Origin of the sequence: Pseudonocardia oroxyli, from assembly GCF_900102195.1 — a bacterium.
In the GTDB taxonomy this organism is placed as follows: Bacteria; Actinomycetota; Actinomycetes; order Mycobacteriales; family Pseudonocardiaceae; genus Pseudonocardia; species Pseudonocardia oroxyli.
The window spans coordinates 75,777-88,186 of sequence record NZ_FNBE01000016.1; the positions used below are offsets into that span (position 1 = coordinate 75,777).

Consider the following 12,410-nt stretch of genomic DNA (forward strand, 5'->3'; position numbering starts at 1 on the left):
TACCGTGGTCGGCGTGACCGGCTCCTTGCGTGACAGCACCTACGCCGAGCTGCGCCGCCGGATCGTGACATTGGCCTACCAGCCGGGCGAGCGGCTCGTCGAACGGGACCTGGCCGCCGAGCTGCAGGTCTCCCGGATCCCCCTGCGGGAGGCCCTGCAGCAGCTGCAGAGCGACGGCCTGGTCGTCCTGGTGCCGCGGCAGGGCGCGATCGTCGCCCCCTTCACCGCGGACGATGTCCGGGACCTGTTCGACGTCCGGGAGTCCCTCGAGGTCCTCGCCGTCCGCCTCGCCGCCACCCGCGTGGCCGAGCCCGGGCTCGGCCGGCTTCGTGAGCAGATGGCGCTCGCGGAGGCGGCGATCGCCCGGGGGGACGATCCCGAGACCGCCGCCGCCAACTCCGGCTTCCACCGCGTGCTCGTCGACATGGCGGCCAACCCCCTGCTGTCGGCCATGATGGGACCGCTCGCCGCCCGCACCCAGTGGCTGTTCGCGCTGACCCACCGCCGGGACCTGGTGCTGCAGTGCGAGGAGCACCACGACATCTACGCGGCCGTCGCCGGCGGCGAGGCCGACCTGGCCGCCCGTCTGATGTTCGAGCACGTCACCTCCGGCCGTCAGGAGAGCATCGCGCTGGCCGCCGACTGGTCCACCGTGGACCCGGTCGCCGCCACCCGCAGCCGGCGGCGCTGACCGGTCGACCCGGACCCGTCACCGGGCGTACCGCTCGCCCCACTCCCGCAGCGCGCCCAGGACGGGGAGCAGCTGTCGACCGGCCTCGGTGAGTCGGTACTCGTCCCGCGGGGGGTGCTCGCTGTAGCGGTGTCGCTCGAGCAGCCCGTGTCCCTCGAGGTCGCGCAGCCGCGCGGACAGGCTCGCCCGCGGCGCCCCGGTGTGCCGCTGGATGTCGGAGAACCGGGTCACGCCGAAGCCGACCTCGCGCAGCGCGAGCAGTGCCCAGCGGTCGCCGACGACCCGCAGCGCGTCCGCCATGCCGCAGATCCGCACCCCGGTCGGTTCGAAAGCTGAACTCACTGTGCTAGCGTACCGCCTTGTTGGTTCAGAATCTGAACTCAGGAGGTGCGAGATGGCGTCGGTGCTCATCACCGGAGCGTCCAAGGGCATCGGACGGGCGATCGCGAGCGAGCTGAGCCGCCGCGGACACCGGGTCGTGGCGACGGCGCGCAAGCCGGACACCCTGGCCGATCTCGACGTCGACGGCCGACTGGCGCTCGACGTCACCGACCCGGAGAGCATCCGGCACGCCGTCGCGGCGGCCGGGGAGATCGACGTCCTGGTCTCCAACGCCGGGGAGATCTTCTACTCCGCCGTCGAGGCCATCCCGGCCGAGGAGTTCCGGCGACTGTTCGAGCTCAACACCCTGGGTGCCCTGCGGGTGGCCCAGGCCGTCCTGCCCGGCATGCGGGCCCGGGGGAGCGGCAGACTCCTGTTCACCTCGAGCATCGCCGGGCGGATCGTGCTGCCACCGGGCGCCGCCTACGGCGCCACGAAGTGGGGGCTGGAGGCGCTCGCGGAGGCGCTGGCCATCGAGGTCGCGCCCTTCGGGATCCAGGTCGCCCTGCTGGAGCCGGGCGCGGTGAGCTCCGGCGCACTCGACGAGGTCACGACCTACCGGCTGCCGGACGACCCGTACGCCGCGCTGCTGGAGCCCGGTGCGGCGCGCCGGGCGATGATGAGCCCGCACGAGGTCGCGGTCGGCGTCGCCGACGCGGCGGAGGCCGCATCCCTGCCACTGCGCATCCCGCTGGGCGACGCGGCCACCGCGATCCTTGCCGCGCGTCGAGCGGCACCGGACGACCGGCCGTTCGTGATCGGCCGCACCTGAGCCCCCGTCGGGACCGTCCACCACACGTCGACCAGGGAGAACGAGACCATGCCCACCGTCACCGTCGGGACCGAGAACGGCGTCCCCATCGAGATCCACTACACCGACCACGGATCGGGCCGCCCGATCGTGCTGAGCCACGGGTTCCCGCTGGACGGCACCTCGTGGGAGCCGCAGGCCATCCCGCTGCTCGAGGCCGGCTACCGCGTCGTCACCTACGACCGCCGCGGCTTCGGCCGGAGCGGCAGGCCGACGACGGGGTTCGACTTCGACACCTTCGCCGACGATCTCGCCGCCCTGCTGGCCCACCTCGACCTGCGGGACGCGACCCTCGTCGGCCACTCGATGGGGACCGCCGAGATCGGGCGCTACCTCCGCAGGCACGGGACGGACCGGGTGCGTTCCCTGGTCATGCTCTCGGCGTTCGGTCCCCAGCTCGTCGCGTCCGACGACGATCCGGCGGGCATCCCGGCCGAGGTCTTCGCCGGAATCCAGGGCCTGATCCGCCGCGACCGCTTCCAGTACCTGGAGAACTACCTCCTCCAGCACTACGTCGCGGCGCAGAACCTCGGCTGGCGCATCAGTCGGGCGGCGCTGAGGCAGAACTTCCGCGTCGCCGCCGACGCCGGTGCGTACGCCACCCTCCACTGCGTCGACTCGTGGCAGGAGGACTTCCGGGACGACCTGCGCGCGATCGAGGTGCCGCTCCTGGTGCTGCACGGCACCGAGGACACCAACATCCCCATCGTGTTCGGCGCCCGCAGGGTGCCCGAGTTCGTGCCTGCGGCGGAGGTCGTCGAGATCGAGGGCGGGCCGCACGGCATCGCCGTCACCCACGCGGAGATCGTCAACCCGGCTCTGCTCGACTTCGTCGGGCGGCCGCCCGCCACCGATCCCGTCGGCTCGGCGCCCGGACCCGCGGACTGACCGCCGGGCCGGTCCTGCGGTGCGGTGCGCCCGCACACGCGTCGGGGAGTTCGGCGTGCACGCGGGCGGCGGCCCTCGTCAGCCGCCGGTCGCCACCGTCGCGGCGAGGCCGCCGTCGACCGGGAGGAGGACCCCGTTTACGTAGGCGGCGGCGTCGGAGGCCAGGAACACCGCCGCGTGGGCCACGTCCCAGGGGTGCCCATCCGGCCGGTCGGGCTGGCGGCGTTCCGGTCCGCCCGGGCGCGGGCGGCGTCGTCGGCGTGCAGCTGGGCGCCGACCAGCGGCGTGGCGATCAGGCCGGGCAGGATCGCGTTCGCCCGGATGCCGCGGCGCGCGTAGGTCAGGCCGATCGAGACGGTCAGCTGGTCGAGCGGCCTTGCCCGCCATGTAGGCCGGGTAGGGGTAGCCGGTGTGGCGCACCGCGGCCGGCGAGGACACGTTCACGATCGCCCCGCGCCCCGCGCCCCGCCGCCATGTGGGGCAGGGTGTTGCGGCAGGTGAGGAACGCGCCGGTGGCGTTGAGCGCGAGGCCGCGCTCCCAGTCGGCCGTGCTGAGCGAGTCGACCGCGCCGAGCACGGTGACGCCGACGTTGTTGTGCAGGACCGACGGGGTCCCCAGGGCCTCGACGGCGGCGTCGACGACCGCCGCGACGGAGTCCTCGTCGGTCACGTCGGCGGCGAGGGCGAGGGCGCTGCCGCCCTCCGCGGTGATCCCGTCCACGGTGCACTGCGCCGCCTCGGCGTCCACGTCGACCACGGCGACCGCGGCACCCGCCCTGGCGTAGGCGAGGGCCGCCGCCCGGCCGTTGGTGAGCGCCCCGCCCCGGGAGCCTGCGCCGAACACGAGCGCGACACGGCCCTCGAACGCACCCGTCCTCCTCGGCGACCTCCTCGGCACTGTCGGTCGGGCCAGCGTGCCGAGCGGCTCCGCACCGGGACAACCGCCCGCTGACGAGCGGACCCGACCGCGACCCCGACAGAGTGTCGGACGGCGACGCCGGTGAGATGGATCGTGACAACCGCGGAGACGGCCTGCTCGTCGTCCTCGTTGCGTCGCTTCGCAAGCGTGCCCGGGACGACGGGCCCGAGGCCGTGCTGAAGCCCCGGTCGCGGTGGCCGCGGCCGAGTCCGTCGAGGCCGGTGAGCAGTCAAGGCACAGGCGGTCGGGGCGGGCCGCCCGGGAGGCGTCCGGGCGCTGCCACGGTCCGATCAGCGTGCACGACAAGACGGCCGCGGTGAGCCTGGCGGCGGCGCCTCCTCGGCGGCGCCGGCGCGGATCTTCTGCGAGACCTGAGACATCACCTCGAGGAGCGGTGGCGGGAGGGAGCAACGGGAACGTATGTTCGATTTTGGTGCGCTGAACTGCTACTATGGCTCCATAGTCACGAGCCTGGCGGATCCTCGTGCGGCGACACGTGTCGTGCCGTCGCGGGAGGAGCGGGCCGCGGGTTTCGCTCGGATCGAGCGGCTGGTCGCACTGCGGAACCGGATCGACGCCGAGATCGCCGAAGAGGTCCGGGCGGCGGCGCAGCGGGAGGTCGAAGCCCGTCTGGAGGAGGCGCTGGTCGATCCCGAACGGGTCGAGGCGAGCATCGTCGGGCAGCTCGGGTTCGCCCTGCGCGTCTCGCCCACCCGGGCCCGCACCCAGCTACGACTCGCCCGGGACCTGCACGCCGGGCTGGACAACGTCCGGGAGGCGTTCGCCGCCGGGGAGCTGGACGAGCGGCGGGTCGCCGCGATCGTCGCCGCGGGCAGACACCTCGACCCCACCCCACGCGCCGAGCTCGACCGCCGACTCTCGCTCCATGACCTGCCCCTGCTCGGGGTGCGGCGAATCGCCGACCTCGCCCGGACGGTCGCGGCGGCGGTGGCGCCGGAGACCTTCGCCGAACGCGCCCGTGCCGCCCGTCGGGACCGGCACGTCACGATCTCCCCCGCCGAAGACGGCATGGCGCTGATCCGGGCGCTGCTGCCGATGGAGCAGGCCATCACCTGTTATGCGGCGCTGTGTAAGGCGGTCACCGAGCACTGGGTCGGCGCCGAGCCGGTCACCCGCACCCGCGGACAGATCATGGCCGACACCCTCGTCGAACGCCTGACCGGACAGAGCGCCACCACGCCGGCGCAGGTGGAGATCCAGGTTCTCGTACCGCTCGAATCGCTCCTGGACCCCGACTCGCCCCTGCCGGCGGAGATCCCCGGGTTCGGGCCCACCGCTCTGCTGGACGAGGCCACCTGTGTGGGGTGGCGGCGGCTGGTCACCCGGGACGGCATCGTCATCGGCGGCGACTCCCGCCGCCGCGCCTTCGGCGGCGTCCTCGCCGACTGGATCCGCGCCCGCGACCGGGGCCGCTGCACCGAACCGGGGTGTGACGCCCCGATCGAGCATCTCGACCACCGCAGACGCTGGTCCGAAGGCGGGGTGACGAGCCTGGAGAACGGCCGCGGTGCCTGCGCCTTCCACAACCAGGTGCGTGAACAGGCCGGGTGGAGTATGGAGGGCGCGGCCACCGTCACGCCGACCGGACGCCGTTACGCGTTGCGGTTGTAGGGTCCGGCGGGTGAGCTCGGAGGTCCAGCGGCGCATCGACCAGCTCGGTGAGCAGCTGGGCCGGTCCGTCGTCGTCAACGACCCGGGCATCCGGCTGCTGTACACGAACAGGCACTACTGCGACGAGGACCCGGTCCGCATCAAGGGCGTGCTCAACCGGGACCCCGGCAGCCGCACGATCGCCCACGTGCTCGCGCAGGGGGTGGCGCTCCCGTCGGCAGGCCGACCTCGCGGCCCGGGCGGTGCCGCTGCTCGACCGGGGCGACGTGGCGCACGGGGGTGCGATCGGCGTCCTGCAGCTGCTGGCCCGGATCCCGACCGAGGAGATGGACGACACCGTCGTGCCGGAGGCGCTCGGCGCGCTGCAGGCGGCGGACCCGCACGGGCGGCTCGTCGAGACCCTCACGGAGTACCTGCACAGCGGAGGCGCCGGGTCCGCCCCCACGACGTCCATGATCGCGCCGACCTGTCCGGCGTCCGCCTCGGTCAGCCACGGGTCAGCGCGCAGAGGCTCGGCTGGTCGACGAGGACCAGCGACGAGACCCGGTCCGTGCCGTGCGGGTCCACGTAGGACCACAGCACCGAACAACCCAGCGAGTTGGCGAGCAGGCGGGCCTTCTCGACGCCCAGGTGGTCGAGCAGCTCGGCGAGGTCCTGCGCCGGCGACGCGACGCGGGCGCCGTTGTCGATGGACCCCGACTCGCCGTGGTTGCGGTGGTCGTAGGCGACGATGCGGTAGCGGTCGCCGAGCTCGTCGAGGACGGCGCCATGCGGCATTCCGGCGGAGCCCACCGCGGGCGCCGAACTGTCGCACTGGGGTCGCGACGCTCAGCCCGACCGGCGCTCCGCCAGCGCGGTGAGCCACTCGATGAGCAGCGTCGTCTGGGTGCGGCCCAGCACGTCGGGGTGTGCGGCGGCGATCTCCATCGCGGCGGCGAGCGGGTCGTCCCGCAGCGTGCCGGTGCCGGTGATCGCCGCGATCACGCCCTCCCGCACGGCAGCCGACAGCGCCGGATCCGGGGTCGCGAGGACGATCTGGCGCAGGGTCACGCCGATGTTCGCGACGAGGACGTGCGCCGCCGCCTGCTCCGAGGGCACCACGAGCCGGTGCTGCGCCGCGGCCCGAGCGGTCAGCGCGCGCAGGATCTCGCTCGGGCGGGCCTGTGCGGCAGGGGAGTGGCCGGGTCGGACCTTGCCGTACATCAGCGTGTAGAAGCCCGGGTTCGCCAGCCCGAAGGCGACGTGGACGTCCCAGCCCGCCCGGATGTCCTGGATCGGGTCCCCGGAGGACTCGGTCGCGGCCTTCCCGCCGAGGTAGAGATCGAAGCCGTGCTCGACGACCGCGTCGACGAGGCCCTGCTTCGAGCCGAAGAAGTGATACAGCGTCGGCAGCTTCACGCCCACCGCGTCGCACACCGCGCGCAACGAGAAGTCCTCGCCCGGCGTGGCGGCGATCAGGTCCACGGCCGCGGCGATCAGTCGCTGCCGGGTGTCACCTCCCGCGTGCTCCGCCACGCTGCTACGGTAGCTCCTGTATCGATGATACTTCGATGCATATCAGCGTTAGGGGAGGCACATGGCCGAGCACACGCTCCAGGGCAAGAACGTTCTCGTCGGTGGCGGGGCGAAGAACCTCGGTGGGCTGATCGCCCGCCAGGTGGCCGCGGCGGGCGCGAACGTCGCGATCCACTACAACTCCGACTCGAGTCGGGCGGAGGCGGAGGAGACTCTCGCGGCCGTCGAGGCGCTCGGGGTGAAGGGGGCGATCTTCCAGGGTGACCTCACGGTCCCGGCGAACGTCGCCGCGCTGTTCACCGCCGCCGAGTCGGCGATCGGGACCATCGACGTCGCGGTGAACACGGTCGGCAGGGTGTTGCGCAAGCCGATCCTGGAGACCACCGAGGACGAGTACGACTCGATGTTCGACATCAACGCCAAGGCCGCGTACTTCTTCATCCAGGAGGCGGGCAGGCACCTGGCCGACGGTGGGAAGATCATCACGATCGTCACCGCCCTGCTGGCCGCCTTCACCGACGGGTACTCGACCTACGCGGGCGGCAAGTCGCCGGTCGAGCACTTCACCCGGGCCGCGGCCAAGGAGTTCGCGGGTCGGGGCATCTCCGTCACGGCGGTCGCGCCGGGCCCGATGGACACCCCGTTCTTCTACGGCCAGGAGACCCCCGAGCGCGTGGAGTTCCACAAGTCCCAGGCCATGGGCGGGCAGCTCACCCAGATCGAGGACATCGCCCCGATCGTGCGGTTCCTGGCGTCCGAGGGCTGGTGGATCACCGGCCAGACGATCTTCGCCAACGGTGGGTACACCACCCACTGACCGCGATCCCGACGTGGAGGAGGATCCGAGCATGACCACACCGTCGGTGCCCGAACCGGTGGCCTCGTTCATCGAGCACGTCAACGCCCACGACGAGGGCGCGTTCCTGGACGCCTTCGTCGCCGAGGGCGTGGTCGACGACTGGGGGCGCACCTTCACCGGGCGGGCCGCCATCAAGACATGGAGCGACAAGGAGTTCATCGGCTCCCGTGGCACCCTCACGGTCGAGGAGGTCGACGTCGCCGGGAGCACGGTGACCGTCGTCGGCGACTGGAGATCGAACCACGCGAACGGACGCTCCCGGTTCGTCTTCGACGTCGACGGTGACAAGATCGCTTCGATGACCATCCGCGAGGGCTGACGGCCCCGTCCGGCCCGCTACGGCGGGCCGACGTGCCCGGGTGCGGTCGGCGGAGCAGACTGCGCCCGTGGACCAGTCCGACGCACCCACCTCGTCCGAGCCCACGACCGTCGAGTCGTGCGGGCCCGACGCCGGGGCTCCGGCGGCCGGGAGCCCGGCGCCGCCGCCCGCGCGGGACGATCTCCATCCCGCGGCGCACGGCGGCGGCTGGGGCGGGCTCGTGCTGGGTGCGCTCGGCATCGTGTTCGGGGACATCGGCACCAGCCCGCTCTACGCCGTCCAGACGGTGTTCTCGATCGACGACGGTGCGGTGAAGCCGACGGTGGACGACGTCTACGGCGTCGTGTCGCTGATCTTCTGGGCCGTGACGGTCGTGGTCACGATCAAGTACGTGACGCTGGTGCTGCGGGCGGACAACGACGGCGAGGGCGGCATCATGGCGCTCGCCGCGCTGGTCCAGAGGGTGTCGCGGCCCTTCGCCCGCCGCGCCGCCGTCGCGTTGGCCCTCGGCGTGGTGGGCGCGTCGCTGTTCTACGGCGACTCGCTGATCACCCCGGCCATCTCGGTGCTCTCGGCCGTGGAAGGCCTCGAGATCGCCCGGCCGCAGCTGGCCGAGCTGGTGCTGCCGGTGGGCCTGGGCATCCTGACGCTGCTGTTCGTGGTGCAGCGGTGGGGGACCCACCGGGTGGGGCGGTTGTTCGGGCCGGTGATGGTGCTGTGGTTCCTCACGCTGGCCGTGCTGGGGGTCCCGCACATCGTCGCGCACCCCGGTGTGCTGCTGGGCCTGTCCCCGACGTACGCGGTGGCGTTCATCGTCGACCACCCGTTCACGGCGTTCCTGGCGATGGGCGCCGTCGTGCTGGCGATCACCGGTGCCGAGGCGCTGTACGCGGACATGGGCCACTTCGGCCGCCGGCCGATCCGCGTCGCCTGGTTCGTCCTGGTCTTCCCGGCGCTGATCCTGAACTACCTGGGCCAGACGGCGCTGATCGTCGAGGACCCGTCCGCCGCGCGGAGCCCGTTCTACCTCCTGGCGCCGGGCTGGGCGCAGCTGCCGCTGGTGGTGCTGGCGACCCTGGCCACGGTGATCGCCTCGCAGGCGGTGATCTCCGGGGCGTTCTCGGTGTCGCGGCAGGCGGTGCGGTTGGGCTACCTGCCCGCGCTGACGGTGCGGCACACGTCCCAGCAGGAGAGCGGCCAGATCTACGTGCCCGCGGTGAACTGGCTGCTCTACGGCGGCGTGGTGGTGCTGATCGTGGTGTTCGGCAGCTCGGAGCGCCTGGCCACCGCCTACGGGTTGGCGGTGACCGGGACGCTGCTGCTCACCACGACGCTGCTGCTCGTCTACGCGGCGACGGCCTGGCGGTGGCCGTGGTGGCGGATCGCGCTGACGGCGGTGGTGTTCGGCGGGCTCGAGCTGCTGTTCTTCGCCGCGAACCTGACCAAGATCGCCCACGGCGGCTGGCTGCCGATCCTGGTGGCGGTCGTGGTGGTCACGGTGATGACGACCTGGCAGCGCGGCCGCCGGATCGTGACCGCCCGGCGCCGGGACCTGGAGGGCTCCCTGGCCGAGTTCGTGGACGAGATGCGCGACCACGAGGTGCCGCGGGTGGCCGGGGTGGCGGTGTTCCCGCACCCGACCAGCGAGACGGCGCCGCTGGCGTTGCGGGCCAACGTGCGGTTCAACCGGGTGCTGCACGAGCGCGTGGTGATCGTGTCGGTGCTGACCGAGCAGGTGCCCCACGTGCCGGCGGGGCAGCGCGTGAGCGTCGACCAGCTCGGCCCGCAGGACGACGGCATCGTCCACGTCAGCGCCCGGTTCGGCTTCCAGGACTCCCAGGACATCCCGGCGGTCCTGCAGGAGGCGCGCGGGCTGTCCGACGAGCTGGACTTCGAGCCCGCCGAGGCCTCGTACTTCCTGTCCCGCATGACGATCGAGCGCGGCACCCAACCGGGTCTGCGGTCGTGGCGCAAGCGGCTGTTCATCGGCCTGGCCCACAACGCCGCCACGCCCGCGGGCTACTTCAAGCTCCCCGTGGACCGGACCGTGGTGATGGGCTCCCGCGTCGAGCTGTGATCCGAGCCGTGACCCGAGCCGTGACTCCGCACTGTCAGCCGATCCGCTTCCGGTAGGTGGCGACGGCGAGCACGTGGCCCAGCACCAGGATGCCGACCAGCCAACCCAGTGCCACCCAGATCCCCCCGCCGACGGGCTGTCCCGCGAACAGCGCGCGGAGGGTGTCCACGATGGACGTCACGGGCTGGTGCTCGGCGAACCACGCCATCGGGCCGGGCATCGAGTCGGTGGGCACGAACGCGGAGCTCACGAACGGCAGGAAGATCAACGGGTAGCTGAAGGCACTCGCCCCGTCGACCGACTTCGCCGAGAGCCCGGCGATCACCGCGAGCCAGGTCAGGGCCAGGGTGAACAGGGCCAGGATGCCGACGACCGCGAGCCAGGCGCCGACCGACGCCCCGGTGCGGAAGCCCATCGCCAGCGCGACGGCGACGACGACCGCGACGGAGGCGAGGTTCGCCACCACCGAGGTGAGGACGTGCGCCCAGAGCACGCTGGACCTGGCGATCGGCATCGACCGGAACCGCTCGACGATCCCGCCCTTCAGGTCAAGGAACAGTCGGTACGAGGTGTAGGCCACGCCGGAGGCGATCGTGACGAGCAGGATGCCGGGCAGCAGGTAGTCGACGTAGGAGCCGCCGGACCCGGTGTCGATCGCGCCGCCGAGGACGTAGACGAACAGCAGCATCAGCGCGATCGGGGTGATCGCGGTGGTGACGACCGTGTCGGGGCTGCGCAGGATGTGGCGCAGCGAGCGGCCGGTCAGGGCGCGGGTGTCGGCCAGTGCGTACGCGGTCATGACGACTCCTCGTGGTGCGGGACGGGGCCCACCAGGCTGAGGAAGACCTCTTCCAGGGTGGGCTGTTTCTCGACGTGGACGACCTCGGTGGGCGGAAGCAGCCGCTTCAGCTCGGCGAGGGTGCCGTGCTGCACGATCGTGCCCCGGTGCAGGATCGCGATCCGGTCCGCGAGCTGCTCGGCCTCGTCGAGGTACTGGGTGGTGAGCAGCACGGTCGTGCCGCCCCGGGCGAGGTCCTTGACGGCGTCCCACACCTCGATCCGCGCCTGCGGGTCGAGACCGGTGGTGGGCTCGTCGAGGAAGATCACCGGCGGGTCGCCGATGAGGCTCATGGCGATGTCGAGCCTGCGGCGCATCCCGCCCGAGTAGGTGGCGGCCCGGCGCGGTCCGGCGTCGGTCAGGGAGAAGCGTGCGAGCAGGTCGTCGGCGATCGCGCCGGGGGTGCGCAGGTGGCGCAGCCTCGCGACGAGCACGAGGTTCTCCCGGCCGGTGAGCATCTCGTCGACGGCGGCGAACTGGCCGGTCAGGCTGATCGACCGGCGGACGTCCGCGGGGGCCGTGCCCACGTCGAAGCCGTGCACCGTCGCGGTGCCCTCGTCCGCGGTGAGCAGCGTGGACAGGATCCGGACGAGGGTGGTCTTGCCCGCGCCGTTGGACCCCAGGAGGGCGACGATGCTGCCGGAGGCCACGTCGAGGTCGACGCCGCGCAGGACCTCCAGGTCGCCGTAGGACTTCCGGATGCCGCGGGCCCGGATCGCGGTCTCGGTGCTCACTTCTGCTCACCCCGTTCGGCGTCCTCGATCGCCCGCGTGAAGCGGGCCCGCTCCTTGTCGATCCAGTGCTCGGCCTCGTAGGCCCGCGCGAAGTCCTCGGCGAAGCCGACGGGATCGTCACCGACGATCTCGCGGACCGGGGTGCCGTCGGTCGCGGCGCGCTCCCACAGGTCGGCCAGGTCGGTGTGCATCGTGATCAGGATGTCGCCGTCGACGATGCCCCCGAAGTACGTGAGGTACCGCTGCATCGCCTTCGCGGCCGTGCCGTAGGGCTCGGGCAGGCCCGCGATGCGGTCCCGGTCCCGGCGGTACTGCTTCTTCTGCTCGAGCGACCCGGTCAGGGTGTCGATCCACTTGGCGGCCATCAGGTCTCCTTCGTCGTCAGGTGTTCGGTGCGGAGCCGTTCGATCCGCGCGGTGAGGGAGTCCCAGGTGGTCCAGAACTCCTCGAGCTGTGCGCGGCCTCGCGGGTTGAGCGTGTAGACCTTGCGCGGCGGGCCCTTCTCGGAGGGGACCTTCTCCACGTCCACCAGGCCGCGCTTCTCGACCCGGATCAGCAGCGCGTACACGGTCCCCTCGACGATGTCCGCGAAGCCCTGCTCGCGCAGCCGCGCGGTGATCTCGTAGCCGTAGGCCGGGCGCGCGGACAGCACCGCGAGGACGATGCCTTCGAGCGTGCCCTTGAGCATCTCGGTCATCTGGTTCGCCATCGCTCACCTCCCATCTACTCGGTGTCGCTGACTACCG

Annotated in this window: 15 protein-coding genes and 1 pseudogene; 7 read left to right on the forward strand and 9 right to left on the reverse strand. The window is 72.3% G+C overall.

Going from position 1 to position 12,410, the window contains the following annotated elements; translation table 11 throughout:
• Window positions 1-13 precede the first annotated feature (13 nt).
• The gene (locus tag BLS43_RS22465; RefSeq protein ID WP_218129946.1) at window positions 14-691 is read left to right on the forward strand and encodes a GntR family transcriptional regulator; all 678 of its coding nucleotides are present in this window, start codon (window positions 14-16) and stop codon (window positions 689-691) included.
• Window positions 692-709: 18 nt separating this feature from the next.
• Here the strand turns inward: BLS43_RS22465 and BLS43_RS22470 are convergent, their stop codons facing one another.
• Window positions 710-1,033, reverse strand: coding sequence for a winged helix-turn-helix transcriptional regulator (locus BLS43_RS22470; protein ID WP_245707701.1), 324 nt, complete (start codon window positions 1,031-1,033; stop codon window positions 710-712).
• A 52-nt stretch (window positions 1,034-1,085) separates the two neighbouring features.
• Between BLS43_RS22470 and BLS43_RS22475 the strand changes: the two genes are divergently transcribed.
• Window positions 1,086-1,844, forward strand: a complete 759-nt coding sequence (locus tag BLS43_RS22475; RefSeq protein ID WP_093088554.1) for an SDR family oxidoreductase — start codon at window positions 1,086-1,088, stop codon at window positions 1,842-1,844.
• Between the two features lie 48 nt (window positions 1,845-1,892).
• Window positions 1,893-2,771 (forward strand): alpha/beta fold hydrolase, encoded by an 879-nt coding sequence (locus BLS43_RS22480; RefSeq protein WP_093088556.1) that lies wholly within the window; start codon window positions 1,893-1,895, stop codon window positions 2,769-2,771.
• Window positions 2,772-2,849: 78 nt separating this feature from the next.
• Here BLS43_RS22480 and BLS43_RS31750 read toward each other — a convergent pair.
• Both BLS43_RS31750 and BLS43_RS31290 read right to left on the reverse strand, forming a co-directional pair.
• Window positions 2,850-3,133: pseudogene (locus tag BLS43_RS31750) on the reverse strand (SDR family oxidoreductase).
• Complete coding sequence (locus BLS43_RS31290) at window positions 3,130-3,615, reverse strand: SDR family NAD(P)-dependent oxidoreductase (RefSeq protein WP_245707703.1); 486 nt, start codon at window positions 3,613-3,615, stop codon at window positions 3,130-3,132. The pseudogene BLS43_RS31750 and the gene BLS43_RS31290 overlap by 4 nt, the downstream one beginning before the upstream one ends.
• Window positions 3,616-4,191: 576 nt before the next feature.
• Between BLS43_RS31290 and BLS43_RS22490 the strand changes: the two genes are divergently transcribed.
• A complete protein-coding gene (locus BLS43_RS22490; RefSeq protein WP_176921483.1) occupies window positions 4,192-5,322 on the forward strand; it encodes an HNH endonuclease in 1,131 nt (376 codons plus the stop codon).
• Window positions 5,323-5,808: 486 nt separating this feature from the next.
• On the opposite strand, the gene BLS43_RS22495 is transcribed toward BLS43_RS22490, so the two are convergent.
• Together BLS43_RS22495 and BLS43_RS22500 are read right to left on the reverse strand one after the other, a co-directional pair.
• Window positions 5,809-6,099, reverse strand: a complete 291-nt coding sequence (locus BLS43_RS22495) for an alpha/beta fold hydrolase (RefSeq protein WP_093088562.1) — start codon at window positions 6,097-6,099, stop codon at window positions 5,809-5,811.
• 51 nt (window positions 6,100-6,150) lie between these two features.
• Window positions 6,151-6,837, reverse strand: a complete 687-nt coding sequence (locus tag BLS43_RS22500) for a TetR/AcrR family transcriptional regulator (protein ID WP_093088565.1) — start codon at window positions 6,835-6,837, stop codon at window positions 6,151-6,153.
• Window positions 6,838-6,898: 61 nt separating this feature from the next.
• On the opposite strand from BLS43_RS22500, the gene BLS43_RS22505 reads away from it, so the two are divergent.
• From BLS43_RS22505 to BLS43_RS22515, 3 genes are all read left to right on the forward strand, one after another.
• The gene (locus tag BLS43_RS22505; protein WP_093088568.1) at window positions 6,899-7,654 is read left to right on the forward strand and encodes an SDR family oxidoreductase; all 756 of its coding nucleotides are present in this window, start codon (window positions 6,899-6,901) and stop codon (window positions 7,652-7,654) included.
• Window positions 7,655-7,685: 31 nt separating this feature from the next.
• Complete coding sequence (locus BLS43_RS22510; RefSeq protein WP_093088570.1) at window positions 7,686-8,015, forward strand: nuclear transport factor 2 family protein; 330 nt, start codon at window positions 7,686-7,688, stop codon at window positions 8,013-8,015.
• 67 nt (window positions 8,016-8,082) lie between these two features.
• The gene (locus BLS43_RS22515; RefSeq protein ID WP_176921484.1) at window positions 8,083-10,092 is read left to right on the forward strand and encodes a potassium transporter Kup; all 2,010 of its coding nucleotides are present in this window, start codon (window positions 8,083-8,085) and stop codon (window positions 10,090-10,092) included.
• Window positions 10,093-10,126: 34 nt separating this feature from the next.
• On the opposite strand, the gene BLS43_RS22520 is transcribed toward BLS43_RS22515, so the two are convergent.
• The 4 genes from BLS43_RS22520 to BLS43_RS22535 are packed head-to-tail and all read right to left on the reverse strand — an operon-like array spanning window position 10,127 to window position 12,373.
• Complete coding sequence (locus BLS43_RS22520; protein ID WP_093088573.1) at window positions 10,127-10,891, reverse strand: ABC transporter permease; 765 nt, start codon at window positions 10,889-10,891, stop codon at window positions 10,127-10,129.
• Window positions 10,888-11,664: an ABC transporter ATP-binding protein gene (locus tag BLS43_RS22525; protein ID WP_093088576.1), complete on the reverse strand. Its 777-nt coding sequence runs from the start codon at window positions 11,662-11,664 to the stop codon at window positions 10,888-10,890. Before BLS43_RS22525 ends, BLS43_RS22520 begins: the two co-directional genes overlap by 4 nt.
• A complete protein-coding gene (locus BLS43_RS22530) occupies window positions 11,661-12,029 on the reverse strand; it encodes a DUF1048 domain-containing protein (protein ID WP_093088578.1) in 369 nt (122 codons plus the stop codon). The genes BLS43_RS22525 and BLS43_RS22530 overlap by 4 nt, the downstream gene beginning before the upstream one ends.
• On the reverse strand, window positions 12,029-12,373 hold the full coding sequence (locus tag BLS43_RS22535; protein WP_093088581.1) for a PadR family transcriptional regulator: 345 nt from the start codon (window positions 12,371-12,373) through the stop codon (window positions 12,029-12,031). Before BLS43_RS22535 ends, BLS43_RS22530 begins: the two co-directional genes overlap by 1 nt.
• Between the last annotated feature and the right edge of the window lie 37 nt (window positions 12,374-12,410).

Bases quoted from the DNA above. Each gene is read 5' to 3' on its own strand.
- BLS43_RS22520 (WP_093088573.1), bottom strand. From the start codon at position 10,891: ATGACCGCGTACGCACTGGCCGACACCCGCGCCCTGACCGGCCGCTCG.
- BLS43_RS22475 (WP_093088554.1), top strand. From the start codon at position 1,086: ATGGCGTCGGTGCTCATCACCGGAGCGTCCAAGGGCATCGGACGGGCG.
- BLS43_RS22535 (WP_093088581.1), bottom strand. From the start codon at position 12,373: ATGGCGAACCAGATGACCGAGATGCTCAAGGGCACGCTCGAAGGCATC.
- BLS43_RS22505 (WP_093088568.1), top strand. From the start codon at position 6,899: ATGGCCGAGCACACGCTCCAGGGCAAGAACGTTCTCGTCGGTGGCGGG.
- BLS43_RS22495 (WP_093088562.1), bottom strand. From the start codon at position 6,099: ATGCCGCATGGCGCCGTCCTCGACGAGCTCGGCGACCGCTACCGCATC.
- BLS43_RS22510 (WP_093088570.1), top strand. From the start codon at position 7,686: ATGACCACACCGTCGGTGCCCGAACCGGTGGCCTCGTTCATCGAGCAC.
- BLS43_RS22530 (WP_093088578.1), bottom strand. From the start codon at position 12,029: ATGGCCGCCAAGTGGATCGACACCCTGACCGGGTCGCTCGAGCAGAAG.
- BLS43_RS22480 (WP_093088556.1), top strand. From the start codon at position 1,893: ATGCCCACCGTCACCGTCGGGACCGAGAACGGCGTCCCCATCGAGATC.